Consider the following 24,824-nt stretch of genomic DNA (forward strand, 5'->3'; position numbering starts at 1 on the left):
CGACAGCGGGAGGCGAGCCGATAGGATGGGTTTCTCACGCCGCATCGTATGGAGGGCCCCACTGATGACCCGTGGCACGTCCCACCTGGAAGACAGCTCTGACCTCGTCGGCAGTGCGTATGTGCGGGTGGGTGGCCTGGTCGACGACCCGGTGCCCACCGGAGGTGACAACCCGCACAAGATCGCCATGCTCGGGCTGACCTTCGACGACGTGCTGTTGCTGCCCGCGGCCTCCGACGTCGTCCCCGCAACCGCGGACACTTCCAGCCAGCTCACCAAGAAGATCAGGCTCAAGGTGCCGCTGGTCAGTTCGGCGATGGACACGGTCACCGAGTCGCGGATGGCCATCGCGATGGCCCGGGCCGGCGGCATGGGTGTGCTGCACCGCAACCTGCCGGTCGCCGAACAGGCCGGCCAGGTCGAGATGGTCAAGCGCTCGGAGGCCGGCATGGTCACCGACCCCGTCACCTGCCGCCCGGACAACACCCTGGCCCAGGTCGACGCGATGTGCGCGCGGTTCCGGATCTCCGGCCTGCCGGTGGTCGACGAATCGGGCGCGCTGGTCGGCATCATCACCAACCGCGACATGCGGTTCGAGGTCGACCAGACCAAGAAGGTCGCCGAGGTGATGACCAAGGCCCCGTTGATCACCGCGCAGGAGGGCGTGTCCGCCGACGCGGCGCTGGGCCTGTTGCGGCGCCACAAGATCGAGAAGCTGCCCATCGTCGACGGCCACGGCCGGCTGACCGGTCTGATCACCGTCAAGGACTTCGTCAAGACCGAACAACACCCGCTGGCCACCAAGGACAGCGACGGCAGGCTGCTGGTCGGCGCCGCCGTCGGCGTCGGCGGCGACGCCTGGGTGCGCGCCATGATGCTGGTCGACGCCGGGGTGGACGTGCTGATCGTGGACACCGCGCACGCACACAACCGGCTGGTGCTCGACATGGTCGGCAAGCTCAAGGCCGAAGTGGGCGAGAAGGTCGAGGTGATCGGCGGCAACGTCGCCACCCGCTCGGCGGCCGCGGCCCTGGTCGCCGCCGGCGCCGACGCGGTGAAGGTGGGCGTCGGTCCCGGCTCGATCTGCACCACCCGGGTGGTGGCCGGCGTCGGCGCACCACAGATCACGGCGATTCTGGAGGCGGTCGCGGCCTGCGGTCCGGCGGGCGTGCCGGTGATCGCCGACGGCGGGCTGCAGTACTCGGGCGACATCGCCAAGGCGCTGGCCGCCGGCGCGTCGACGGCCATGCTGGGCTCGCTGCTGGCGGGCACCGCCGAGGCCCCCGGCGAGCTGATCTTCGTCAACGGCAAGCAGTTCAAGAGCTACCGCGGGATGGGGTCGCTGGGAGCCATGGCCGGCCGGGGGTCGGGTAGCGGAAAGTCGTATTCCAAGGACCGCTACTTCGCCGACGACGCGCTCTCCGAAGACAAGCTGGTGCCGGAGGGCATCGAGGGCCGGGTGCCCTTCCGCGGCCCGCTGTCCTCGGTGATCCACCAGCTGACCGGCGGGCTGCGCGCGGCGATGGGCTACACCGGTTCGCCGAGCATCGAGGCGCTGCAACAGGCGCAGTTCGTCCGGATCACGGCGGCGGGCTTGAGGGAAAGCCACCCGCACGACGTCGCCATGACGGTTGAAGCCCCCAACTACTACGCACGCTGAGGCCCAGATGGTCGAGATCGGGATGGGCCGCGTCGCCCGTCGCAGCTATGAACTGAGCGAAGTCAGCATCGTGGCCTCCCGGCGCACCCGCTCGTCGCAGGACGTGTCGACCGCCTGGCAGCTGGACGCCTACCGGTTCGAGATCCCGGTGCTGGCGCATCCGACCGATGCGCTGGTGTCGCCGGAGTTCGCGATCGAGCTCGGCAAGCTCGGCGGCCTGGGCGTGCTCAACGGCGAGGGCCTGATCGGGCGGCACGCCGACGTCGAGTCCAAGATCGCGCAGCTGGTCGAGGCAGCAAGCAAGGAGCCGGAGCCCTCGGCGGCGATCCGGCTGCTGCAGGAGTTCCACGCGGCCCCGCTCAACCCGGACCTGCTGGGCGCCGCGGTCGCCCGGATCCGGGAGGCCGGGGTCACCACCGCGGTGCGGGTCAGTCCGCAGAACGCCCAGGCGCTGACGCCGGTGCTGGTGCAGGCCGGCATCGACCTGCTGGTCATCCAGGGCACCATCGTCTCGGCCGAGCGGGTGGCCAGCGACGGTGAACCGCTGAACCTCAAGACCTTCATCTCCGAGCTCGACGTGCCGGTGGTCGCCGGCGGGGTGCAAGACCACCGCACCGCGCTGCACCTGATGCGCACCGGCGCCGCCGGCGTCATCGTCGGCTACGGCGCGACGCGGGGAGTGACCACCAGCGACGAGGTGCTGGGCATCAGCGTGCCGATGGCCACCGCGATCGCCGACGCCGCCGCCGCGCGGCGCGAGTACCTCGACGAGACCGGCGGCCGTTACGTGCACGTGCTGGCCGACGGTGACATCCACACCTCCGGCGAGCTGGCCAAGGCGATCGCCTGCGGCGCCGACGCGGTGGTGCTGGGCACGCCGCTCGCCGAGTCCGCCGAGGCGCTGGGCGAGGGATGGTTCTGGCCGGCCGCCGCGGCGCACCCGTCACTGCCGCGCGGGGCGCTGCTGCAGATCGCCGTCGGCGAGCGCCCGCCGCTGCACCAGGTGCTCAACGGCCCGTCCGACGACCCGTTCGGCAGCCTCAACCTGGTCGGCGGGCTGCGCCGGTCGATGGCCAAGGCGGGCTATTGCGATCTCAAGGAGTTCCAGAAGGTCGGCCTGACCGTCGGTAGCTAACCCGGAGGCCATTGGCTTGTTACCCATCGGTAAGGCCATACTGGTGCGATGAAGCCGGATTACGACGTACTGATCATCGGTTCGGGTTTCGGGGGAAGCGTCAGCGCGTTGCGGCTGACCGAAAAGGGCTACCGTGTCGGCGTATTGGAGGCCGGGCGGCGGTACTCCGACGAGGATTTCGCCGAGACATCCTGGGATCTGCGTAAGTTTTTGTGGGCCCCGAAGCTGGGCTGCTACGGAATCCAGCGCATCCACCCGCTGAAGAATGTGCTGATCCTGGCCGGCGCGGGGGTGGGCGGCGGCTCGCTGAACTACGCCAACACCCTGTATGTGCCGCCGGAACCGTTCTTCAACGACCCGCAGTGGAAGCACATCACCGACTGGCGCGACGAGCTGATGCCGCACTACGAGCAGGCCAAGCGGATGCTCGGCGTGGTGGAGAACCCGACCTTCACCGACGCCGACCGGATCGTCAAACAGGTCGCCGACGAGATGGGCTGTGGCGATACCTTCGTGCCGACGCCGGTCGGCGTGTTCTTCGGCCCTGACGGCACCAAGGCCCCGGGCAAGACCGTGCCGGACCCGTACTTCGGGGGCGCCGGGCCGGAGCGCACCGGATGCCTCGAATGTGGTTGCTGCATGACCGGTTGCCGCTACGGCGCCAAGAACACCCTGCTGAAGAACTACCTTGCCCTCGCGGAATCCGCTGGGGCGCAGGTGATTCCGATGACCACGGTGAAGCGATTCGAGCAGCGTCCCGATGGGCTGTGGGAGGTTCGCACCGTGCGCACCGGCAGTTGGCTGCGCCGCGACCGGCGCACCTACACGGCCAAGCATGTGGTCCTGGCCGCCGGAACCTGGGGCACCCAGCATCTGCTGTTCAACATGCGCGATCAGGGTCTGCTGCCCAGGCTCTCGAATCGGCTGGGCATGCTCACCCGCACCAACTCCGAGTCCATCGTCGGCGCCGGAAAGCTCGAGGTCGACCCGAACTTCGACCTGACGCACGGGGTGGCGATCACGTCGTCGATCCACCCGACGCCGGACACCCACATCGAGCCGGTCCGCTATGGCAAGGGCTCCAACGCGATGGGGCTGCTGCAGACGTTGATGACCGACGGGACCGGCCCCGAGGGCAGCGACGTACCGCGCTGGAAGCAGCTGTTGGAGCAGGCCCGCGACGATCCACGTCGCATGATGCGGCTGCTCAATGTCCGCCAGTGGAGCGAACGCACGCTGATCGCCCTGGTGATGCAGCACCTGGACAACTCCATCACCACCTATACCAAGCGCGGCAAGCTGGGCATCCGCTGGTACACCAGCAAGCAGGGACACGGCGAGCCGAACCCGAGCTGGATTCCGGTCGGGAACCAGGTCACCCGGCGCATCGCCGACAAAATCGACGCCGTGGCCGGCGGCACCTGGGGAGAGCTGTTCAACATCCCGCTCACCGCGCACTTCCTCGGCGGCGCCGTGATCGGCGACAACGCCGGCCACGGGGTGATCGACCCGTATCACCGGGTCTACGGCTACCCGACGCTGTCCGTGGTGGACGGCGCGGCCATCTCGGCGAACCTGGGCGTCAACCCCTCGTTGTCAATCACCGCCCAGGCCGAGCGGGCCGCGTCGTTGTGGCCGAACATCGGCGAAAACGACGAGCGCCCGGTGCAGGGCGAGCCGTATCGCCGGCTGGAGCCGATCCTGCCCAAGGCGCCCGTCGTGCCGGCCGAGGCGCCCGGCGCGCTGCGCTGGTTGCCGAGCGATCACATAAGCTCCACCGCCGACGCCAGTTAACTGGCGAGCGCCTGCAGCGGTGCTCCGCTGACCACCCGGCTGCGCTCGCCGCGGACGTTCACCGGCACGTCGCCCATCAGGGTGATGCGGTGCATCAGCCGGGGCTGGTCGTCGTAGTCGTCGATCGCCCGGTGCTGGGTCGCGCGGTTGTCCCACATCGCGACGTCACCGGGAGCCCAGTTCCAGCAAATTGTGTTCTCCGGCAAGGTGATTCGGCGCTGCAGCAGTTCCAGCAGGGCGGTGGACTCGTGGCTGTCCAGGCCGACGAAGGCGCGCACGAAGTCACCGGCCAGCAAGGTGCGCTCACCGGTCTCCGGGTGCACCCGCACCACAGGGTGCTCGGTGCGGAAGTCCGGCTTTTCGAACGCCTGCCGAAACGAGCGTTGCGTGTCGCTCATCGACAGGGCTGCTTCGGCGGTCACGTAGTCGTAGCGGTTGGTGTGTAGCGCCCAGAGATTTTCCACCAGACATTTGAGCGGCTCGGGCAGGTGCTCATAGGCCGCCACGGTCGACGCCCACAGCGTCGAGCCGCCGTAGGTCGGCAGCGTGACAGCGCGCAGGATCGACGCCGCCGGATAGTTGGCGGCGAATGTGACGTCGGTGTGCCAGCGGTTCGCCTTGCCGTATTCGGAGTCGATCGGGGTGATCACCGGGACTTGCCGGGCGGCCAGGGCGCCGGCGGCCGGGTGGCCGATCGGCGTGCCCAGCAGCTCGGCGAACGCGAGCTGCTGCTCGTCGTCGAGGTGGTGCTGGTGACGGAAGAAGATCACCTTGTGGGCCAACAGCGCGCGGCGGATCTCCTCGACCGCGTCCTCGTCGAGGTCGCCGCCGAGGCGAACCCCGTCCACCCGGGCGCCGATCCGGCTGCCCAGCTTGTTGACGGTTATCTGACCTGTCATTGTCGTCGTCCTTGGCTCAAACTGGTGTAGTCAACTGACTACATTTGGTAGTGTAGTCAGATGACTACAACTTCCGCAACAGGCCGCGGGAAAGTGCCCACCGGGCGTGCGGAAGTGGCCGCGGCGATCCTGGAGGCCGCCACCGACCTGTTCGCCGAGCGCGGTCCGGCCGCGACGTCCATCCGCGACATCGCCGCGCGATCCCACGTCAATCACGGGCTGGTTTTCCGCCACTTCGGCACCAAGGAGCAACTGGTCGGCGCGGTGCTCGACCACCTGGGCGCCAACCTGAGCGCCCTGCTCGGCACCGATGCGCCCGCGGCCGTGCTGCAGAGTTCCCTGGACCGGCAGATGCGGGTGATGGCCCGCACCGTCCTCGACGGCTATCCGGCCGGCCAGCTACAGAAACGATTTCCCAACATCGCGACGCTGCTCGACGGGGTGCGGCCGCTGTACGACGACGAGGTCACGGCCCGGCTCGCGGTCGCCAATGCCCTTGCCCTGCAATTTGGTTGGCGGCTGTTCGCGCCAATCCTGCGCTCTGCCACCGGGATCGAAGACCTGACGGATGACGAGATACGCGAGGCGGTCAGCGCCGAGGTGCAGCGGATTCTCGGTCCTACCGACCCTCAGTGATCCCGCACCGATTCCGCGATCAGGGCCCGCCGATGCAGTGGCTCGCGGCCCGAGGGTTGCTGCGGCGGCGACGACAAGAGCGGCTTGCGGACACGCACGGGCACCGTCGTCGCCGACTCGGTGCTCAGCTCGAGTTCCTCGCCGGCGTGCCGGATGCTCAGCTCGCCGCCGGGCCCGTCGCGCAGCGTGTACGTGACGTCGGCGTGGTTGACGTCGACGGTGACCCGGAAATCGCGCCATCGCAACCGGAACCGTAGCCGCGAAATGCCATCGGGCAGTTGCGGATCCAGCGACAGGACGCCCTCGTCGTCGCGCAGGCCGCCGAAACCCGACACCAGCGCGGTCCATGCACCGGCCAGCGAGGCCATGTGCAGGCCGTCGCGGGTGTTGTGGTGCAGGTCGCGCAGGTCGATCAGGGCGGCCTCATAGGCGTAGTCGTGGGCCAGTTCCAAGTGGCCGACCTCGGCGCACATCACCGCCTGGGTGCAGGCCGACAGCGACGAGTCGCGCACCATGCGCGGCTCGTAGTAGTCGACGTTGCGCGCCTTCTGCTCGAGCGTGAACGCGTGGCTCTGCCAGTGCATGGCGAGCACCAGGTCGGCCTGCTTGATCACCTGCGCGGGGTACAGGCGCACGTATGGATCGTGCAGCAGCAACGGGTAGGAGTGATTCTCCCGGAAGTCCCACTCCGCATAGGTGGTGAACCCCTCACACTGCTGATGGACCCGCAGCCCGTCGTCGTAGGGGATGTTGGCGGCGTCGGCCGCGTCGCGCCAGGCCGCTGTCTCCTCGGTGTTGACCCCCAGCGCCTTGGCCGCGTCGGGGTGGCGGTTGCAGGCGTCGGCGGCGACGCGCAGATTGTGCGCGGCCATCAGGTTGGTGAAGACGTTGTCGCGCACGATCGCCGTGTACTCGTCGGGCCCGGTGACGCCGTCGAGGTGCCAGACGCCGTGGCGGTCGTGATGGCCCAGCGAAAGCCACAGGCGGGCGGTCTCGACCAGCACCTCCAGCCCGCAATCAGCTTCCAGGTCGTCGTCTCCGGTGACGATGCGGTAGCGCTCGAAGGCCATCGCGATGTCGGCGTTGATATGCCAGGCCGCCGTGCCGGCCGGCCAGTAGGCCGAGCACTCCTGACCGCGGATGGTCCGCCACGGGAAGGCGGCGCCGGCCAGGCCCAGTTCGGTCGCGCGCTCCTTGGCCAGGTCCAGCGTCGATGCCCGCCACCGCAGCGCGTCGGCGACCGTGTGCGGTGCGGTGTAGGTGAGCACCGGCAGCACGTACCCCTCGGTGTCCCAAAAGGCGTGGCCGTCATAGCCGGTTCCGGTGAGCCCCTTGGCGGCGATAGCGCGGCGTTCGGCGCGGGCGCTGGCCTGCAGCAGGTGGAAGAGCCCGAACCGCACGGCCTGCTGGGACTCGGGGTCGCCCTCGACCTCGACGTCGGCGCAGTCCCAGAAATTGTCCAGATACTTGCGTTGCGCATCGAGCAGCCCCTGCCAGCCGGTGTAGCGGGCGCTGTGCAGCGCGGCGGCGACCTGGTCGCGCAGCGCCGGGCGCGAGCGCATGCTCGACCAGCCGTATGCCAGGTACTTGACGATGCGCAGCCGCTGGCCTTCCCGCAGCCCGCAGATCACGGTGGTGCGCGCCAGATCGGCGCGAGCGTCGGTGCCGACCTCGACGCGTCCTTCGACGTGGACCTCGTGATCCATGCCGGCGGCCATCATCAGCGCGCTGCTGCGCGTCCGGTGCATGAGAACCGCTCCGGTGTCGGTGTTTTCGTGGTCGACCGCTTCCAGCGGGTTCTCCAGGATGGCCGACACCCGGGGGTCACCGGAGGTCTCGGGCTGGTCCTCGTTGGTGACCAGTTCGGACTGCACCGTCACCCGGGCGAACGCGCCGACGGCCTCGACGCAGTACTCGATGGCGGCGACGCCGCGCTGGGCCAGCGACACCAACCGGGTGGAGACCACCTTGACCTCTTTGCCCGCCGGTGAGCGCCAGTGCGCGGTGCGAGTCAGCGTTCCGGCGCGCAGGTCCAGATCGCGCTCGTGGGAGAGCAATTCGCCGTAGCGCACGTCGAAGGGCTCGTCCTCGACCAACAGCCGGATGATCTTGCCGTTGGTGACGTCGACGAGCGTCTGGCCGGCTTCGGGGTAGCCGTAACCGGCCTCGGCGTAGGGCAGCGGACGGATCTCGTAAAACGAGTTCAGGTAGGTGCCCGGCAGGCCGTACGGCTCGCCCTCGTCGAGGTTGCCGCGCAGCCCGATGTGCCCGTTGGACAGGGTGAACAAGGATTCGGACTGGGCCAGCAGGTTGAGGTCGAGCTGGGTCTCGCGCACATGCCAGGGATCTACCGGAAACGATTCGTCGGTGATCATGACTGCAGCAGCTCGGCGAGGTCGGTGACCACCACGTCGGCGCCGTTGCGGCGTAACTCCTCGGCCTGGCCCACCCGGTCGACACCCACCACGAATCCGAAGTTACCGGCCCGGCCGGCGGCCACGCCGGACAAGGCGTCCTCGAACACGGCCGCCGCGTCGGCGGGGATGTCGAGCAGCTGCGCGCCGCGCAGGTAGGAGTCGGGGGCGGGCTTGCCGGCGATGTGTTCGTCGCGCAGCGTGATGCCGTCCACCCGCTTCTGCACGAAGCGGTCCAGGCCGGTGATCTCGAGGACGTCGCGGGTGTTGGCGCTCGACGACACCACCGCGATCCCCAGCCCGGCGGCCGACACCGCCTCGAGGTAGCGGCGCGATCCGTCGAACACCTTGACGCCGTCCTCCTTGAGTACCTTCTGGAACATCTCGTTCTTGCGATTGCCCAGGCCGTAGATCGTCTCGGCGTCGTCGGGATCGTCGGGGCTGCCGTCGGGCAGGTGGATGTCGCGGCTCTCCAAGAACGAGCGGACGCCGTCCTCGCGCTTCTTGCCGTCGACGTACTCGCGGTAGTCGGCGGCCTCGTCGAAGGGAACGAACTTGTCGCCGGTGCGCTCGGCCCGGCCGGACAGGTATGCGTCGAACATGGCCTTCCAGGCTTTGGTGTGCACACTGGCGGTGTCGGTGAGCACGCCATCGAGGTCGAACAGGCAGGCACGCACTTTCTCTGGCAGACCCAGCGCTGAGCTCACCGGCGGTCCTCTCTAGTGGGGGGCTGGTTAACCGATACCCACTCCACCATGCCGGTATGTGTGCCGCCAAGCGTTCACCCGTTGCCGCGACGCCGTACCGGAAGCCAGCACGCCGCGAGGGGCACGGTGGTGAGTAATCCGAGCGCGACCACGCCCGCCAGGTGCCGGTGCTCGTCACTCATGGCGATGGCCATGACGAGCATGGCCGCGAAGTGTGCGGAATTGGCGGTGAGATTGAAGTCCAGGAACAGCCGGTTGGCGAGCGGCGCTTTCGCCGAGCGGAACAAAAAGAGTGCCCAGACCACGTAAACGGTGGAGAACATCACGGCTACCGCGTCGCCGCCCTCCCCCCAGTCGAAGAGCCTGGCCAGCAATGGCGGCAACCCGCTGACGTGATGCGTGGAAGCGAGAACCAGGTCGGGGAGGAAGAACAGCAGATACCCGACGGCGGTCACTCGGATCATCACCGGAAGCCACGACGCCGCGCGACTCCGGTGGTTCATGGGCCAATCGCGTGTGCGACGCCCTGGATCGCGCGTAATCTCCCGTCGGCAAGCGCCCGGGTGAGGTTTTCGGCCTTGCGGACGAAGTCGGTGACGAACGCGTGCAGACCCAGCGGTTGGGGCGGCTGGGCCAGCAACGCCTGCATGATCGAACTCGCGGTCTCGGTGAGGTCATCCCAGTGCTGCACGGCGAACCCCGCGGAGGTGACCAGGGTGCGCAGCTCGTCGGGGGTCACCAGGTGGCTGCGGGCGGGTACGTCGGCCCAGGGCAGCGGGAAGTCGAGTGCGCGACCATCGTCAATGGTCAAGTCCCACAGCGCAAGCCGGCCGCCGGGCGTGAGCACCCTGCGTGCCTCGCCGTACAGACGCGCCTTGTCGGCCACGTTCATCTGCACATGCTGACTGACCACCACGTCGACGGAGCCGTGGGGGAGCGGCAGGGCGGTGACGTCGCCCTGCCGGACGGTGATCGAATCATCAAGCCCGACAAGTCGATTAAGCCAGCGGTGAGTGTCGCAGTACTCGCCGGTGAGATCCACGGCGGTGACCGCGCAGCCGTAGTGGTCGGCGAGGTAGCGCGCGGTGCCACCGATCCCGCTGCCCGCGTCGAGAACCCGGCTGTCGCCGGTGATTGCGGTCAGCTCCAGCAACTGGGCGGTGGCGAAGCGGCCCATGGTGTGGAAGTCCTCCAGTGCGCCCAGGTCCGCGGGCGCCAGGTCGTCGAGGTCCTTGCCGGCGTCGAGCAGTGCCCGCTCGATGCTGGATCGCGAAAGGCCGGTCGAGTACTGGTTTTCGATGGTCTCGCTCACTTCCGGACCTCCGCCCATGCGGTGATCATCGGCGGCATCGCGATAAGCGCGTTGACCGCGAGCGCCTGCTCGCGGAATCGCGGAACGAAACCATCGATGTCGGCCACCTCGTCGATGGCGAAGCCGTGTTGTTCGGCGACCGGGGATACCAGCCGCCAGACTTCCGCGGCATAGGCCAGCAGGTCGATGTCATCGGCGGTACCGATCGGCGTGCCCTGGGTGAGGCGTGGGGCACCCAGGCCGGCGTCGGCGAAGACGGTGTGCAGCGTGTTGCCGAACGCGGCGCTGAGCCCCATGGTCTCGAAGGCGCGCACGATCCCCGCCGTCACCTGATCGAACAGGGGCATGTCCGGGATGGTGCGCGTCGCGGTGATGTCGTTCTCGGAGAACGCGACAACCCCGCCCGGGCGCACGAAGGAGACGAGGTGCCGCAGCGTTGCGGCCGGATCGGGCAGATGCATCAGGATCAGCCGGCCGACTACCGCGTCGACCGGTTCGTCCAGTGCGATCGAGTCAACCGCGGACTGCATGAAATGCACCGTAGTCAAGCCCTTTTCGGCTGCACGAGTGCGAGCGAGCTCGACCATCGCGGGTGCGGCGTCGACGCCGAGAACGGTCCCGGTTGGGCCGACCAAGCGGGCGGCGACGAACGACACGTCACCGGGCCCGGATCCGATATCGAGCACCCGCATGCCCGGCCGCAGCCCGGCGAGCCGCAGCGCGTGTTCGGTGTGGTGGTCGTACAGCCGTCCCTGCAGGAGGAGCCGCTGCACCTCCGCGTCGGCGTGGCCGAGAACGTATGTGCTGCCCTGTGGTGCGGTGCTCATCGGAGTGCCTCTTCCTTTTGACGCGCCGGTTCCCTGGCTGGGAGAAGCCAGCCGACGACCATCGCCGCGCCCAGCGCGATGCCCGCGCACACCAGCGAGCTCACCTGCAGGCCGTCCAGGAACGCGCGATCCACAACGGCACGCACATGGCCGGCTTGCTGCGCGGGCAACCGCTGAATCACCGTGTGCGCCACCGCCATCGAGTGGCGCATCGCGTCGGCGGGCAATCCCGTCAGCGCGGATGTACCGAGGTGGCCCGAATACACCGAGGCGAAGATGCTGCCGGCGATGGCCACTCCGAGTGTGCCCCCGAGTTCGCGCGTGGTGTCGTTGACGGCCGAGCCGACCCCGGCTTTGTCGGCGGACAGCGATCCCATGATGGCCTCCGTGGCCGGCGAAAAGGTCAGCCCGAGGCCGCCACCGAGCAGCAACATCTGTAGGGCGATCTGGATGTACGGCGTGGCGGCGTCGGCGGTGGACGCCCAGGCCAGGCCGGCGGCGAATACCGCAAGGCCGGCGGAGACGACGGTGGTGGTGCCGACGCGTTCGACCAGCCGGGGGCCCAGGATGCTGGCCAGCGCGATCGAGGCGGCGACCGGTAGCAAGCGCACGCCGGCCTGAAACGCGGTGTAGTCCTTGATGAATTGGAAGTACTGGGTGATGACGAAGATGAAGCCGAACAGCGTCAGGAACCCCGCCGTCACCGCCAGGCTGCCGCCGGAGAATCGGCGGTTCAAGAAGACCGAGACGTCGAGCATGGGGTGGGTGCTGCGCCGTTCCCAACGCGCAAACGCTGCGAGAACGATTGCGGCGAGCAGGAATCCGGCCATGGTCCGGCCATCGGTCCATCCCCAGGTAGGCGCCTCGATGACCGTGTAGACGACCGTGGTGATCCCGATCGCGGACAGGACCAAGCCGGGAACGTCGACGCGGGGCGCCGCGGGGTCGCGCGAGCTCGGAACGAACAACGTGGTGCCGATGATGGCCAGCGCCGCAACGGGAATGTTCACCATGAAGATCGAGCCCCACCAGAAGTGTTGGAGGAGCCAGCCGCCGCTGATCGGCCCGACGGCCACCCCGACGCCAACCATGGCCGCCCACAGCCCTATTGCCTTCGCGCGCGGTACGGGGTCGGTGAAGATGTTGGTGATCAGTCCCAGGGTGGTCGGGAATATCACCGCCGCGCCCACTCCCATGGCCGCGCGCGCCGCAACCAACGCATCCGCCGACTTCATTTGTGCCGCAACCGCAGAAGTGACGGCGAACAGTGCGAGCCCGGCATTCAGCCAGCCTCGCCTGCCGTAGCGGTCGGACAGGCTGCCCGCCGAGAGCAGCAGGCCGGACATCACCAGGGTGTAGGCATCCACGATCCATTGCAGTTGCGCGGTGTCGGCGCCGAGTTCACGCGACAGCGTGGGCAGAGCGACGTTGACGATGGTGGCGTCGACGCTGATCACGAAGACGCCGAGGCAGATGACGGCGAGCGCGGCAATGGGGTGATTTCGAAAAGTTGGGTCGGTACGCATGGACAAGACACTAAATCCCATAGACAAATAAATCAAGTGATAGGTTGAAAAAGATATCTATCGCCAGGTAAGCTGGCATGGTGGCGTCCCGCAGGAACTACAACCAGAACTGCCCGATCGCCCGCGGCCTCGATGTCCTGGGCGAGCGGTGGACACTGCTGATCCTGCGCGAGCTGGTCGGCGGAGCCCGTCGCTACGGTGACCTGCGGGCCGAACTGCCCGGTATCGCAACCAATCTGCTCGCCGAGAGGCTCAAGGAGCTTCAGGACGCCGGGCTCGTGGAGCGGGCCGACCTGCCGGCGCCGATCGGCCGCACCGTCTACACGCTCAGTGACCTGGGTTGGCAGCGGGTGCTGCCCATCCTGCAGGGCCTCGCGTGGTTCGGGGTGGACCACTTGGACCCGATCGACGATGGGCCGGTGTCCCCGCTCAACGGGTTTCTGGCCGGAATCCTGCTGGGCTTCCAGTCGGGGAGGGCCGCCGGCGTGGAGATGACATGCCGCGTCGAGATCGACGGTCGCCGTTTCGAATTCGCCGTCATGCACGGCCGGCTCGGTGCGGGGCGCGGCGAACCCGCGGTGACGATCACGGCCGCGGCGGCGGATCTGGTCACCGCCCGGCTGGGGGCCGACGAGGGTGAGCGCGATGCCGCCCTGCGGCGAATCGAGTTTCACGGCGACGCGTCGGCGGTCGGCGCGGTGCGCGCCGCGTTTGCGCTGTAGCCCTGCGGGGCGGAGACGGCATGGGCAGCCACTAGACTCGCCTGCGTGGCCGACCCCACCGAAAACCTTGAAACCGATGCGTCCGGATCGCCGGCCCGACCGGTGCTCGTCGTGGACTTCGGCGCGCAGTATGCGCAGTTGATCGCCCGTCGCGTCCGCGAGGCTCGGGTGTTCTCCGAGGTTATCCCGCACACCACCACGGTCGAGGAGATCAAGGCCCGCGACCCGCTGGCGCTGGTGCTGTCCGGCGGGCCGTCCAGTGTCTACGCCGACGGCGCGCCCCAGATCGATCCGGCGCTGTTCGATCTCGGGGTGCCGGTGTTCGGCATCTGTTACGGGTTTCAGGCCATGGCGCAGGCGCTGGGTGGGACCGTCGCCCACACCGGCACCAGTGAATACGGCCGCACCGAACTGAAAGTGATTGGCGGCGAACTGCATTCGGGACTGCCGAGTTCGCAGCCGGTATGGATGAGCCACGGCGACGCTGTCACGGCCGCACCGGACGGGTTCGAGGTGGTGGCCAGCAGCTCCGGCGCCGCGGTGGCCGGCTTCGAGAACCGGCAGCGCCGCCTGGCCGGTGTGCAGTACCACCCGGAGGTCATGCACACCCCGCACGGGCAGCAGGTGCTCAGCCGATTCCTGCACGACTTCGCCGGGCTGGGCGCGGACTGGACCGCGGCCAACATCGCCGGCGTGCTGATCGAGCAGGTGCGCGCCCAGATCGGTGACGGCCGGGCGATCTGCGGACTGTCCGGCGGCGTGGATTCCGCGGTGGCCGCCGCGCTGGTGCAGCGGGCCATCGGGGAGAAGTTGACCTGTGTCTTCGTCGACCACGGGTTGCTGCGCGCCGGGGAGCGCGCGCAGGTGCAACGCGACTTCGTGGCCGCCACCGGCGCCCACCTGGTCACCGTGGACGCGGCCGACACCTTCCTGGACGCGCTCGCGGGCGTGACCAATCCCGAGGGCAAGCGCAAGATCATCGGCCGCCAGTTCATCCGGGCCTTCGAGGGTGCGGTGCGAGACATTGTGGGAGACGGGGATTCTCACGTCGATTTCCTGGTGCAGGGCACGCTGTATCCGGACGTGGTGGAGTCCGGCGGCGGCAGCGGCACCGCGAACATCAAGAGCCACCACAACGTCGGCGGACTGCCCGACGACCTGAAGTTCAAACTCGTCGAGCCGCTGCGGCTGCTGTTCAAGGACGAGGTCCGCGCGGTCGGGCGCGAGCTGGGCCTGCCGGAGGAAATCGTTGCGCGCCAACCCTTTCCGGGCCCCGGCCTGGGGATCCGGATCGTCGGCGAGGTCACCGCGGCGCGGTTGGACACCCTGCGTCGCGCGGACTCGATCGCGCGCGAGGAGCTGACCGCGGCGGGCCTGGACACCCTGATCTGGCAGTGCCCGGTGGTGCTGCTGGGCGACGTCCGTTCGGTCGGCGTGCAGGGCGACAACCGCACCTACGGGCACCCGATCGTGCTGCGGCCGGTGACCAGTGAGGACGCCATGACCGCCGACTGGACCCGGGTTCCCTACGAGGTGCTGGAGCGCATCTCGACCCGCATCACCAACGAGGTGGCCGAGGTCAACCGCGTGGTGCTGGACATCACCAGCAAACCACCGGGCACCATCGAATGGGAGTGACGGGTCGGCGGGTAAATGCCGCCACATCACACCCATCCGCCCCACTGGTATCGATCGCATAACGCCGCCCCTCCCGTTTCTTGACGGTTGTCGGAGGGCGGGTGTTTACTTCGAAATGTATCGAACATACATTCGATTACACTCCCCGGAAGCTCCCGGAAAGCTGGTGATAGGAGGCTGTCATGACCGCGGCTTTTGCCTCCAGTCCCCGTCAGGAAACCCGCGCTGAGCAGCTGGAATCGCTTCGCCGCCGGATGGCGAGCATCTCCGGGAGGAAGGCCGGGCCGCACGCCGCCGCGCCCGCCGGGGACCTGCTGCCGGACTCGGAGGCCGAGCTGGCCCTCCCGCCGTGGCTGGCCGACCTGCTGCCCGCCCCGGTGCCGCGGGGAACGGTCGCGGTGCTCTCCGGTGCCCGGTCGCTGCTGCTGAGCATGGTGGCCGCCGTCACGGCGGCCGGTGGCAACGCCGCAATCGTCGGCCAGCCTGACATCGGGCTGCTGGCCGCCGCGGAGATGGGGGCGGACCTGAGTCGGCTCGCGGTGATACCGGATCCGGGCACCGATCCGGTGGAGGTGGCCGCCGTGCTCGTCGACGGCATGGACCTGGTGGTGCTGGGGCTGGGTGGTCGCCGGGTGCCGCCCACCCGGGCGCGGGCGGTGGTGGCCCGCGCCCGGAACAAGGGCTGCACCCTGCTGGTCACCGGCGGCGATTGGCAGGGGGCGCCGACGCGCCTTGCCGCCCGGGTCTGTGGCTATGACATCACCGCGGACAGCCGCCCCGGATTCGGCCGGATCGGCGGGGTGCGGCTGCAGGTCAGCGGGACGTGCGCGGGACGACGGGTGATGACCCCGGCGCGAGCCGGGTAAATATCGTGGCTGGTCTTTCTGGCCCTTCCGGCTCAAGGGTTTTGGCGGTCTGGTGCATGGATTGGCCCGCGGTCGCGGCGGCGACGGCCGCGGGCCTGACCGCGACCGCCCCGATCGCGGTCACGCTGGCCAACCGGGTGATCGCCTGCTCGTCGGCGGCCCGGGCGGCGGGTGTGCGGCGGGGGCTGCGACGCCGGGAGGCGGCGGCCCGGTGCCCGCAGCTGCACGTCACCGCCGCCGACGCGGACCGCGACGCCCGCTTCTTCGAGGCGGTGATCGCCGCGGTGGACGACCTGGTGCCCCGCGCCGAGGTGCTGCGGCCCGGGCTTTTGGTGCTGCCGGTGCGCGGGGCGGCCCGCTATTTCGGGTCCGAGGCCACCGCCGCCGAACGGCTGATCGATGCGGTGGCTGTGAGTTCAGTGGCAGGCGCCGAGTGTCAGGCCGGGGTCGCCGACCAGCTGTCCACCGCGGTCTTCGCGGCGCGGGCGGGCCGGGTCGTCGAGCCGGGGGGTGACGCGAAGTTTTTGTCGGTGTTGTCCATCCGGCAACTTGCCACCGAGCCGAGCCTGTCCGGAGCCGGCCGCGAAGAACTGACGGACCTGTTGTGGCGGATGGGGATTCGCACCATCGGGCAGTTCGCCGCGCTGTCGCGCAGCGACGTGGCTTCCCGGTTCGGCGCCGACGGGGTGACCGCGCACCGGTTGGCCCGGGGCGAACCCGAGCGGCCGCCGTCCGGCCGGGAGCCGCCGGCCGAACTCGAGGCCGTGCTGGACTGCGATCCGCCGATCGACCGGGTCGATGCCGCGGCGTTCGCCGGGCGCTCACTGGCCGGCAGGCTGCACCAGACGCTGATGGCCGCCGGCGTGGGATGCACCCGGCTGGCGATCCACGCCGTCACCGCCAACGGCGAAGAACTGCACCGGGTGTGGCGGTGCGCCGAGCCGTTGACCGAGGACGCCACCGCCGACCGGGTGCGCTGGCAGCTGGACGGATGGCTGAGCAGCCGCACCGCGCACAATCCCCGCCCCACGGCCGCGGTGACGCTGTTGCGGCTGGGCGCGGTGGAGGTGGTGTCCGCCGAGGCGCTGCAGTTGCCGCTCTGGGGCGGCCTGGGCGAGGAGGACAGGCTGCGGGCCCGCCGGGCGCTGGTGCGGGTGCAGGGTCTGCTCGGTCCGGAGGCGGTGCGCGTGCCGGTGCTGTCCGGCGGGCGCGGCCCGGCCGAGCGCATCACGCTGATCCCGCTCGGTGACGAGCCGGTAGCGCGGGCCGATCCCGATCCGCCGTGGCCGGGCCGGCTGCCCGAGCCGTCACCGGCGGTGCTGCTGGACGACCCGGTGGAACTGCTTGACGCCCAAGGAAACCCGATACGGGTGACCATCCGGGGGTTGTTCTCCGCCGACCCCGCGCGCATGATCGCCCACGGTCGCGACGAGCGGCTGTGCTGGTGGTCCGGACCCTGGCCGGTCGACGAGCGATGGTGGGATCCCGAATTGAGTAAGGGTCGCACCGCCCGCGCCCAGGTGTTGCTGGAGAGCGAGCGAGCGCTGCTGCTGTGCTATCGCCAGCGCCGCTGGTATGTGGAGGGGAGTTATGAATAGTCTTGCGGTACAGCATATTCGACGCGACGCAACGCGTCCGGGGTCAGGTCCTTGAGCGAGGGATATCCGTCGACGGCCATGATCAGGTCCGCTTCGGCCAGCAGCGAGCGCAGCACGTGCACGATGCCGTCCACGCCACCGACGGCCAGCCCGTAGGCGTAGGGGCGGCCGATCCCCACGGCGGTCGCGCCCAGCGCGAGCGCCTTGATGATGTCGGCGCCGCCGCGCACTCCCGAGTCGAACAGCACCGGCATCCCGTCGGCGGCCTCGATGACCGCGGGCAGGCAATCCAGGCACGGCAGTCCGCCGTTGGCTTGTCTGCCGCCGTGGTTGGAGCAGTAAATGCCATCCACGCCAATGTCTTTGGCGCGGCGAACGTCGTCGGGATGGCAGATGCCCTTGACCATCAGCGGCAGACTGGTCTCGGACCGCAGCCATTCCAGGTCCGACCACCGGAACGGCCCGCCGAAGATCGGCAGCTTGCGCACCGCCGCCTCGGTGGCGTCTTCACCGCGGCTCAGGTTGGCGCGAAAAACCGGATCGCTGGTGTAGTTGGTCAGGCAGCCGCTGGGCACCTGCGGGTAATTCCCGCCCTTCAGGTCGCGGGGGCGCCAGCCGGTGACCCACGTGTCGAGGGTGACGGCGATGCCCTTGAAGCCGGCCGCCTCGGCGCGGTGCACCAGGCTGGCGGCCATCTTGCGGTTCGGCGGCGTGTAGAGCTGGAAGAACGCCGGGGTATCGCCGAGCTCGGCGGCGAGGTCTTCCATCGGGTCCGCGGACAGCGTCCCGACGAAAAACGGCACACCGGTGCGGACCGAGGCCCGCGCGCAGAGCATGTCCCCGTGGCCGTCCGGGTCGCATACCCCGATGACGCCGATGGGCGCCATGAAGATCGGGGACGGAAACCTGATGCCGAACAGCTCGACCGACATGTCCCGCTGCTCGGGGGCGATCCCCATCCGCGGGTACAACCCCCAGCGCTTGAACGCCTCGCAGTTGGCGCGTTGGGTGTGTTCGTCACCGGCGCCACCGGCCACGTATCCCAGCACCTTCGGCGTCATCGCCGCCGACGCCTTGGCCTCCAGCTCCTCGAACTTGATCGGGTACTGGGGCTGATTGCCGTGCAGCGACTGGTCGTACAGCTCGTTTTGATAATCGGCGAAAGCCATAGTCGCTGACTTCCCCGTGCTTGGATCACCAAACGAGCGCTGGGAGAGACGCGGCCCCGCGGCCTACGCCGCCGTCAGTAGCGCCCGAAGGCGATGGCCACGTTGTGTCCGCCGAAGCCGAACGAGTTGTTGATCGCGTACTCGTAGTTGCCGGGACGGGGCTTGCCGGCCACGACGTCGAGGTCGATTTCGGGGTCGAGGTTTTCCAGGTTGAGCGTGGGCGGGACCACCTGGTCGCGCAGGGCGAGCACGGTCAGGATGGATTCCACGGCGCCGCCGGCGCCCACCGAATGGCCGAGTGCGGCCTTGGGGGCGTAGACGGCCGGCTTGTTGCTGCCCAGCGCGTTGTTGATGGCCTTGCTCTCGGCGAGATCGCCGACCACGGTGCCAGTCGCGTGGGCGTTCACGTGGCCGATATCGCCCGGTGTCAACCCGGCGCGCTGAATCGCGCGGGTCATCGCATGCCCGGCGCGTTCGCCGCTGGGGTCCGGGGCCATCATCTGGTAGCCGTCGGAGGTGATGCCGACGCCCATGATGCGGGCCAAAATGTCGGCGCCACGGGCTTTGGCGTGCTCTTCGGTTTCGATGACCATCAGCGCCCCGGCTTCGCCGAACACGAAGCCGTCGCGGTCCTTGTCGAAGGGGCGGCAGGCGCCGACCGGGTCGTCGTTCCTGGGCGACAACAGAGTGCGCATCTGGGCGAACGCCGCGATCGGCACCGCTTCGATCCTGGCCTCGACGCCGCCGCAGATCGCGATGTCGGCCTCGCCGAGCACGATCTGCTGCCAGGCACGAGCGATGCCCTCGGAGCCGGACGCGCACGCCGACGCCGCGGTGATCGCACCGGCCCTGGCGTGCCGCTCCAGCCCCACCGTCGCGGCGGCGCCGTTGGGCATAAATCTCTGGATCCCGAGCGGGTAGACGGCCTTCAGGCCACGAGCGCGCATGTCGTCGTAGCTGAAGACCAACTCTTCCGACGGACCCAAACCGGTGCCGATGGACACCAACAGGCGGTTGCCGTCGACCTCGGGATTCCCGACGTTCTCCCAGGCCCGCCGGCCCAGAACGATGGACATCCGCTGCAGATGAGCGGTCCGACGCAGCTCGACGCGGGTGAGCTGGCTGTCGAATTCCTCCAGCAGATGGCCGCCGATGCGCACCGGCAGGTCAAACTCCTCGACGAACGGGTCCTCGAGCCTGCGGATACCGCTTTGGCTGTCCAGCAACAGCTTCCAGGTGTTTTCGGCATCAGTCGCCAGCGCGGTCGTCATGGCGAAGCCGGTGACGACCACATTCGGCAACGTTTTACCGGTAACCAGCTCCGTCATGACCACGAAACCCTTTCCCTGCTCAGAGCCCGTTAACGCCTGACGCCCCTGCGCGTCCCCTCTCTACCAAATCATCAACCTAGCGTTCCTGCCGGAGACACTCTATGGATTTCGACTGTTCTTTTGGTGGCCGAACTTTCGCTACTGCGTACTCATTCGAATGCGTTCCGCGTGCGCCATCAGCCCGCGGCCGCCGGGCAGGGAGCCCACCACGGTGCGGGCCAGCCGGTCGCGGCCGTGCACACTGTCGGTCCTGGCGTTTCCGGCGCGCAGGTGGCGCCAGCCCAACGCGGCCCACGACGCCGCGACGACGGCGTCGGTCACCCCACCGCGAGCGCGGCGCCGGTCGACCACGGCCAGGCCGAGCGCGGTCGCCGAGTGCACGGTGTCGACCCACACCCCGGCCGCGAGCACCTCCGGGCCGGGGTTGACCCCCGACAGCAGCGCCTGGGTCAGGTGGCGTGCGCCCAGGATCCGGGTGACGACCAGCGCCTTGCGGTCGACCCGCACCCCGTGGATGTGGTCGAGCACCTCGTTGGGGGCGGCCAGCAGCAGCACACCCCACCCCGCCCGGATCAGCTCGATCGCACGAATTTTCATCTGTCGCCCCCTATTTGACGTGCAAACGGCCCGACCCGTTCGATGAACCGATCGAAGAACTCCGCCGCATCGACGTCAATCCCGATGAGCGCGTTGGGTTCTCGACGGTCCGACCAGTCGGTCACCGTCATGGCGCGGGTCAGGGTTCCGGTCAGCTCGATGTCCACCGTCGCCGGACGCGTCGTGACCAGCCCGGGATCCAGCGCGACGGCGGCGGCCAGCGGATCGTGCATGTGTGCCTGATACCCATGGCCGAGTTCGTGATAGGCCTCCAGGTAGAACCGCATCGCGTCCTCGATCACCCGGATCAGCGGGTTGGACGCCGTCGACCGGGTTCCGGCGGCGTCGTGTTCGCTCAGCCGCGTCGTCGTCGACTCCGCCGCCGTCGCCAGCCGCGCCAGATGATCGGGCGTCATGGCCACCTTGCGGGTCAGATCCAGGCCGCACAGAATCGGGAGCCGCTGTCGCCCAACGTTTTCCGGGCACCAGGCCGACAGCACCTCGGCCGCAGCCTCCGGGTCGACGCTGATGTTCCACTCCGCGACGGCGGTGGTATTGCCCCGGTGGTCGTAGGACCCGCCCATGATCACCAGCCGCTTCAGCAGCGCCGGCAGTTCGGGCTCGGCGCGCAGCGCCAGCGCCAGGTTGGTCAGCGGGCCGGTCGCCACGCCGATCAGCTCACCGGGTCGGGCACGCGCGGCGCGCACCCAGGCGTCGGCCGCGTCGTAGTCGGTGAGCCGGTGGGAGCCCGGTGGCAGGTCGGCGTAGCCCAATCCCCTGGGGCCGTGGACTTTTGACGGCAGCCGCATCGGTCCGGTCAGGGTTTCCCCGGAACCCTTGGAGACCGGTATGTCGGTGCGCCCGCACAGCGCCAGCAGGCCCAGATTGTTTTCGCAAACCTGCTCCACCCCAACGTTTCCCCCGGTCGAGGCGATGCCGATGACTTCGGCGTCGGGGCTGGCGAACAGATACATCAGCGCGAGCGCATCATCCACGCCGGTATCGACGTCGACGAAGACGGGGGAGTTCATCGTTTTCCAACATACTCAATCCGGCGACTAGGCTGGCATGATGCCAACCACGTCGGAGCCCCCCGAGGGGACTGATCTAACGCCGCACTTCGACGATGTGCAGGCCCACTACGACCTGTCGGACGAGTTCTTCCGGCTATTCCTCGACCCGACCCGGACCTACAGCTGCGCCTACTTCGAGCGCGAGGATATGACGCTGGAAGAGGCGCAGATCGCCAAGATCGACCTCGCGCTCGGCAAACTCGGACTGCAGCCGGGCATGACGTTGCTCGACGTCGGCTGCGGTTGGGGCGCCACCATGTTGCGCGCCCAGGAAAAGTACGACGTCAACGTCGTCGGCCTCACCCTGAGCCGCAACCAGGCCGAGCACGTCGAGCAGCTGATCGCGAAGTCCGGCAGCTCTCGCTCGGCGCGGGTCCTGCTGGAGGGCTGGGAGAAGTTCGACGAGCCGGTGGACCGGATCGTCAGCATCGGCGCCTTCGAGCACTTCGGGCACGAGCGCTACGACGCGTTCTTCACCCTGGCGCACGACCTGCTGCCCGACGACGGGGTCATGCTGCTGCACACCATCACCGGGCTGCACCCGACCGAGATGGCCGAACGCGGCATGCCGATCTCGTTCACATTTGCCCGATTCATCAAATTCATTGTCACCGAGATCTTTCCGGGCGGGAGGCTGCCGTCGATCCCGATGGTCCAGGAGCGCGCCACCGCGAACGGTTTCACCGTGACCCGGGTGCAGTCGCTGCAACCGCACTACGCCAAGACGCTCGACATCTGGGCCGCCGCGCTGGAGGCCCATAAGGACGAGGCCATCGCGGTGCAGTCCGAGGAAGTCTACGAGCGGTACATGAAATACCTGACCGGCTGCGCCGAAGCGTTCCGGATCGGATACATCGACGTCGACCAGTTCACACTGCAGAAGTGACTACCAGTGCACGCCCGGCACCAGGCGGACCAGGCGCTTGACCGGACGGGGTGTCCGGATGCCGCGGGTGACGGCGCGCACCGGCCGGCTGGGCTTGCGGCGCGCGGTGCGCGGAGCCGGAGCGGGTTCGCCGGGTTCGGTGGTTTGCCCGCGCGCCGCGGCCGAATCCGGATAGCCGAGATAGAGCTGGTGCAGCACGCGCCGCGACGTCCGCGGGGCGAAATAGTTGCCGGCCTCGGCGAGCGTGCCCAGCGGGGTGTCGATGCGGGCCGGCTTTTCCACCAGCCCGCGCACCACCATCGTCGCCGCGCGCTCGGGGCTGATCGCCGGCACCGGGTTGAGCCGGTGCGACGGCACGATCATGGGAGTGCGCACCAGCGGCATGTGGATGTTGGTGAAGGTGATGTGGTCGGACAGCACCTCCGAACCCACCACGTCGGAGAACGCGTCCAGCGCGGCCTTGCTCGGCAGGTAGGAGCTGTACTTGGGATTGCGTGCCTGCACGCCGGCGCTCGACACGTTGACGATGTGACCGAACCGGCGCTCGCGCCAATGGGGTAGCAGCGCCAACACCATCCGCACCGCGCCGAAGTAGTTGACCGCCATCACCCGTTCGTAATCGTGCAGCCGGTCGGTGGAGTTGACCACCGAGCGGCGGATCGACCGGCCGGCGTTGTTCACCAGGTAGTCGACGTGGTCGAAGCGGCCCAGGATGTCCTTGACCGTGTGTTCCACCGACGCCGAATCGGTGACGTCGCAGGTAAAGGCATGGGCCACACCACCATTGGTGCGGATCTCGTCGACCAGCGCATCGAGCGCCTCGCCGTTGCGGGCCAGCGCGAACACGGTGGCGCCCCGCTCGGCGATCGCGATGGCAGCGGCCCGGCCGATGCCGCTGGACGCACCGGTGATGATGACGTGGCGGCCCTGCAACGGTCCCCGCGGATCGTCGCGACGCGCGCGATCCGGATCGAGGTGCTCTGCCCAGTACCGCCACAGCTTGGGCGCGTAATCGGCGAACTTTGGAACGTCTATCCCGGTGCCCTGCAGAGCATTTCGCGTCTTCTCGCTGATGAAGGTGGGCGCCAGGTCGACGACGTCGAGCACCTCGGCGGGGATGCCGAGCTGGGTGGCCGCCATGTTGCGCACCACCCTGGCGCGCCCGCGCACCTTGAGCACCGGGGCGGCCACCGAGCGCGGCAGCGACCCACGCAGCGGCGGCAGCCCGGCCGCCTTGGCCACGCCGCGGTAGATGCCGCGCAGGCCGATGGTCTTCTCCGCGGTCAGGTGGAACGTCTGCCCGTCGCGGCCGTCGGCGTGCATCAGCGCGACCAGGGCGTCCACGACGTAATCGACCGGCACGATGTTGGTGCGGCCGGTGTCGGGCAGCAGCATCGGCGTCAGCGACGGCAGCACCGCCAGCTTGGCCAGCACGCCGAAGAAGTAATACGGCCCGTCAACCTTGTCCATCTCGCCGGTGCGTGAGTCGCCCACCACCACCGCCGGGCGGTAGATGCGGTGCCGCAACCCGGGCGCCGAGCGCACCAGCAGCTCGGCCTCGAACTTGGTCTGGTGATAGGGCGTCGGCAGCTGCTGGCCGACGTCGAAATCGTCCTCGGTGTATTCGCCGGCGAAATCGCCCGCCACGGCGATCGACGAGACGTGGTGCAACGTCGCGTCCAGCCGCTGCGCCAGCCCGATCACCGCGCGGGTGCCCTCGACGTTGCTGGCCCGCTGCTCGAGCTCACCGGCGGTGACGTCATAGATCGCCGCGCAGTGCACCACGTGATCGATCTCGCCCAGCTCGGCGAGGGCCTCGTCGCCCAGCTCCAGCTCCGGCAGCGTGCCGACCAGCGGTTTCACCCGCTCGCCCCAGCGTTCCGCGAGCCGTTCGAAGCGGCCCAGCGACTGCCGTCGCACCAGCACCCACACCTGCGCGTCGGGGCGCGATTCCACAAGACGAGACACGACACGGCGACCAATAAACCCGGTACCGCCGGTAACGACATACCGCATGAAGACATCGTGGCGGTG

Annotated in this window: 21 protein-coding genes; 9 read left to right on the forward strand and 12 right to left on the reverse strand. The window is 68.8% G+C overall.

What is annotated here, in order from left to right; genetic code table 11:
* Positions 1-64 precede the first annotated feature (64 nt).
* From guaB to A5708_RS09505, 3 genes are read left to right on the forward strand one after another with little or no spacing between them, the layout of a single operon-like run.
* Positions 65-1,660 (forward strand): IMP dehydrogenase, encoded by a 1,596-nt coding sequence (guaB, locus tag A5708_RS09495; RefSeq protein ID WP_065028373.1) that lies wholly within the window; start codon positions 65-67, stop codon positions 1,658-1,660.
* A gap of 7 nt (positions 1,661-1,667) precedes the next feature.
* The gene (locus A5708_RS09500; RefSeq protein WP_065028374.1) at positions 1,668-2,795 is read left to right on the forward strand and encodes a GuaB3 family IMP dehydrogenase-related protein; all 1,128 of its coding nucleotides are present in this window, start codon (positions 1,668-1,670) and stop codon (positions 2,793-2,795) included.
* A gap of 48 nt (positions 2,796-2,843) precedes the next feature.
* Entirely contained in the window at positions 2,844-4,589 is a 1,746-nt protein-coding gene (locus A5708_RS09505; RefSeq protein ID WP_065028375.1) for a GMC family oxidoreductase, read from the forward strand.
* Here A5708_RS09505 and A5708_RS09510 read toward each other — a convergent pair.
* A complete protein-coding gene (locus A5708_RS09510) occupies positions 4,586-5,488 on the reverse strand; it encodes a TauD/TfdA dioxygenase family protein (RefSeq protein WP_065028376.1) in 903 nt (300 codons plus the stop codon). The genes A5708_RS09505 and A5708_RS09510 overlap by 4 nt on opposite strands.
* A 60-nt stretch (positions 5,489-5,548) precedes the next feature.
* Between A5708_RS09510 and A5708_RS09515 the strand changes: the two genes are divergently transcribed.
* The gene (locus tag A5708_RS09515) at positions 5,549-6,124 is read left to right on the forward strand and encodes a TetR/AcrR family transcriptional regulator (RefSeq protein ID WP_065028377.1); all 576 of its coding nucleotides are present in this window, start codon (positions 5,549-5,551) and stop codon (positions 6,122-6,124) included.
* Here the strand turns inward: A5708_RS09515 and A5708_RS09520 are convergent.
* The 6 genes from A5708_RS09520 to A5708_RS09545 all read right to left on the reverse strand — a co-directional run bounded on the left by A5708_RS09520 (position 6,118) and on the right by A5708_RS09545 (position 12,910).
* The gene (locus tag A5708_RS09520) at positions 6,118-8,499 is read right to left on the reverse strand and encodes a glycoside hydrolase family 65 protein (RefSeq protein ID WP_065028378.1); all 2,382 of its coding nucleotides are present in this window, start codon (positions 8,497-8,499) and stop codon (positions 6,118-6,120) included. The genes A5708_RS09515 and A5708_RS09520 overlap by 7 nt on opposite strands.
* Positions 8,496-9,245, reverse strand: a complete 750-nt coding sequence (locus tag A5708_RS09525) for a beta-phosphoglucomutase family hydrolase (protein ID WP_065028379.1) — start codon at positions 9,243-9,245, stop codon at positions 8,496-8,498. The genes A5708_RS09520 and A5708_RS09525 overlap by 4 nt, the downstream gene beginning before the upstream one ends.
* A 74-nt stretch (positions 9,246-9,319) precedes the next feature.
* On the reverse strand, positions 9,320-9,748 hold the full coding sequence (locus tag A5708_RS09530; protein ID WP_065028380.1) for a hypothetical protein: 429 nt from the start codon (positions 9,746-9,748) through the stop codon (positions 9,320-9,322).
* Positions 9,745-10,557 carry a class I SAM-dependent methyltransferase gene (locus A5708_RS09535; protein ID WP_081292894.1) on the reverse strand — a complete coding sequence of 271 codons (813 nt, stop codon included), beginning with the start codon at positions 10,555-10,557 and terminating at the stop codon, positions 9,745-9,747. The genes A5708_RS09530 and A5708_RS09535 overlap by 4 nt, the downstream gene beginning before the upstream one ends.
* The gene (locus A5708_RS09540; RefSeq protein ID WP_065028382.1) at positions 10,554-11,384 is read right to left on the reverse strand and encodes a class I SAM-dependent methyltransferase; all 831 of its coding nucleotides are present in this window, start codon (positions 11,382-11,384) and stop codon (positions 10,554-10,556) included. Before A5708_RS09540 ends, A5708_RS09535 begins: the two co-directional genes overlap by 4 nt.
* Positions 11,381-12,910 carry an MFS transporter gene (locus tag A5708_RS09545; RefSeq protein WP_065028383.1) on the reverse strand — a complete coding sequence of 510 codons (1,530 nt, stop codon included), beginning with the start codon at positions 12,908-12,910 and terminating at the stop codon, positions 11,381-11,383. Before A5708_RS09545 ends, A5708_RS09540 begins: the two co-directional genes overlap by 4 nt.
* Positions 12,911-12,987: 77 nt before the next feature.
* Between A5708_RS09545 and A5708_RS09550 the strand changes: the two genes are divergently transcribed.
* The 4 genes from A5708_RS09550 to A5708_RS09565 all read left to right on the forward strand — a co-directional run bounded on the left by A5708_RS09550 (position 12,988) and on the right by A5708_RS09565 (position 17,734).
* Complete coding sequence (locus A5708_RS09550; RefSeq protein ID WP_065028384.1) at positions 12,988-13,632, forward strand: winged helix-turn-helix transcriptional regulator; 645 nt, start codon at positions 12,988-12,990, stop codon at positions 13,630-13,632.
* A gap of 45 nt (positions 13,633-13,677) precedes the next feature.
* The gene (guaA, locus tag A5708_RS09555; RefSeq protein WP_196772584.1) at positions 13,678-15,270 is read left to right on the forward strand and encodes a glutamine-hydrolyzing GMP synthase; all 1,593 of its coding nucleotides are present in this window, start codon (positions 13,678-13,680) and stop codon (positions 15,268-15,270) included.
* Positions 15,271-15,452: 182 nt separating this feature from the next.
* Positions 15,453-16,136, forward strand: a complete 684-nt coding sequence (locus A5708_RS09560; RefSeq protein WP_065028385.1) for a hypothetical protein — start codon at positions 15,453-15,455, stop codon at positions 16,134-16,136.
* Positions 16,137-16,192: 56 nt separating this feature from the next.
* Positions 16,193-17,734, forward strand: coding sequence for a DNA polymerase Y family protein (locus tag A5708_RS09565; protein ID WP_065028386.1), 1,542 nt, complete (start codon positions 16,193-16,195; stop codon positions 17,732-17,734).
* Here A5708_RS09565 and A5708_RS09570 read toward each other — a convergent pair.
* The 4 genes from A5708_RS09570 to A5708_RS09585 form a co-directional block, all read right to left on the reverse strand.
* A complete protein-coding gene (locus tag A5708_RS09570; protein WP_065028387.1) occupies positions 17,725-18,903 on the reverse strand; it encodes an alpha-hydroxy-acid oxidizing protein in 1,179 nt (392 codons plus the stop codon). The two genes, A5708_RS09565 and A5708_RS09570, sit on opposite strands and share 10 nt — an antisense overlap.
* A 74-nt stretch (positions 18,904-18,977) precedes the next feature.
* Positions 18,978-20,231: a 3-oxoacyl-ACP synthase KasB gene (gene kasB / locus A5708_RS09575; RefSeq protein WP_065028388.1), complete on the reverse strand. Its 1,254-nt coding sequence runs from the start codon at positions 20,229-20,231 to the stop codon at positions 18,978-18,980.
* Between the two features lie 141 nt (positions 20,232-20,372).
* Entirely contained in the window at positions 20,373-20,831 is a 459-nt protein-coding gene (locus tag A5708_RS09580) for a hypothetical protein (RefSeq protein WP_065028389.1), read from the reverse strand.
* Positions 20,828-21,862, reverse strand: a complete 1,035-nt coding sequence (locus tag A5708_RS09585) for a nucleoside hydrolase (protein ID WP_065028390.1) — start codon at positions 21,860-21,862, stop codon at positions 20,828-20,830. The genes A5708_RS09580 and A5708_RS09585 overlap by 4 nt, the downstream gene beginning before the upstream one ends.
* A 40-nt stretch (positions 21,863-21,902) precedes the next feature.
* Here A5708_RS09585 and cmaA1 point away from each other — a divergent pair, with 40 nt between their 5' ends.
* Positions 21,903-22,790 (forward strand): cyclopropane mycolic acid synthase CmaA1, encoded by an 888-nt coding sequence (gene cmaA1 / locus A5708_RS09590; RefSeq protein ID WP_065028409.1) that lies wholly within the window; start codon positions 21,903-21,905, stop codon positions 22,788-22,790.
* On the opposite strand, the gene A5708_RS09595 is transcribed toward cmaA1, so the two are convergent.
* The gene (locus A5708_RS09595; RefSeq protein ID WP_065028410.1) at positions 22,791-24,806 is read right to left on the reverse strand and encodes an SDR family oxidoreductase; all 2,016 of its coding nucleotides are present in this window, start codon (positions 24,804-24,806) and stop codon (positions 22,791-22,793) included.
* Positions 24,807-24,824 lie beyond the last annotated feature (18 nt).

The organism is Mycobacterium colombiense (genome assembly GCF_001672755.1).
GTDB lineage: Bacteria > Actinomycetota > Actinomycetes > Mycobacteriales > Mycobacteriaceae > Mycobacterium > Mycobacterium colombiense_C.

Excerpts from the sequence above, each read along its gene's own strand:
- A5708_RS09550 (WP_065028384.1), top strand. The coding sequence starts at position 12,988 with ATGGTGGCGTCCCGCAGGAACTACAACCAGAACTGCCCGATCGCCCGC.
- A5708_RS09530 (WP_065028380.1), bottom strand. The coding sequence starts at position 9,748 with ATGAACCACCGGAGTCGCGCGGCGTCGTGGCTTCCGGTGATGATCCGA.
- A5708_RS09595 (WP_065028410.1), bottom strand. The coding sequence starts at position 24,806 with ATGCGGTATGTCGTTACCGGCGGTACCGGGTTTATTGGTCGCCGTGTC.
- guaB (WP_065028373.1), top strand. The coding sequence starts at position 65 with ATGACCCGTGGCACGTCCCACCTGGAAGACAGCTCTGACCTCGTCGGC.
- A5708_RS09500 (WP_065028374.1), top strand. The coding sequence starts at position 1,668 with ATGGTCGAGATCGGGATGGGCCGCGTCGCCCGTCGCAGCTATGAACTG.
- A5708_RS09505 (WP_065028375.1), top strand. The coding sequence starts at position 2,844 with ATGAAGCCGGATTACGACGTACTGATCATCGGTTCGGGTTTCGGGGGA.
- A5708_RS09560 (WP_065028385.1), top strand. The coding sequence starts at position 15,453 with ATGACCGCGGCTTTTGCCTCCAGTCCCCGTCAGGAAACCCGCGCTGAG.
- kasB (WP_065028388.1), bottom strand. The coding sequence starts at position 20,231 with ATGACGGAGCTGGTTACCGGTAAAACGTTGCCGAATGTGGTCGTCACC.
- A5708_RS09570 (WP_065028387.1), bottom strand. The coding sequence starts at position 18,903 with ATGGCTTTCGCCGATTATCAAAACGAGCTGTACGACCAGTCGCTGCAC.
- A5708_RS09545 (WP_065028383.1), bottom strand. The coding sequence starts at position 12,910 with ATGCGTACCGACCCAACTTTTCGAAATCACCCCATTGCCGCGCTCGCC.
- A5708_RS09510 (WP_065028376.1), bottom strand. The coding sequence starts at position 5,488 with ATGACAGGTCAGATAACCGTCAACAAGCTGGGCAGCCGGATCGGCGCC.
- A5708_RS09565 (WP_065028386.1), top strand. The coding sequence starts at position 16,193 with ATGGATTGGCCCGCGGTCGCGGCGGCGACGGCCGCGGGCCTGACCGCG.
- cmaA1 (WP_065028409.1), top strand. The coding sequence starts at position 21,903 with ATGCCAACCACGTCGGAGCCCCCCGAGGGGACTGATCTAACGCCGCAC.
- A5708_RS09585 (WP_065028390.1), bottom strand. The coding sequence starts at position 21,862 with ATGAACTCCCCCGTCTTCGTCGACGTCGATACCGGCGTGGATGATGCG.
- A5708_RS09515 (WP_065028377.1), top strand. The coding sequence starts at position 5,549 with ATGACTACAACTTCCGCAACAGGCCGCGGGAAAGTGCCCACCGGGCGT.
- A5708_RS09580 (WP_065028389.1), bottom strand. The coding sequence starts at position 20,831 with ATGAAAATTCGTGCGATCGAGCTGATCCGGGCGGGGTGGGGTGTGCTG.
- A5708_RS09540 (WP_065028382.1), bottom strand. The coding sequence starts at position 11,384 with ATGAGCACCGCACCACAGGGCAGCACATACGTTCTCGGCCACGCCGAC.
- A5708_RS09520 (WP_065028378.1), bottom strand. The coding sequence starts at position 8,499 with ATGATCACCGACGAATCGTTTCCGGTAGATCCCTGGCATGTGCGCGAG.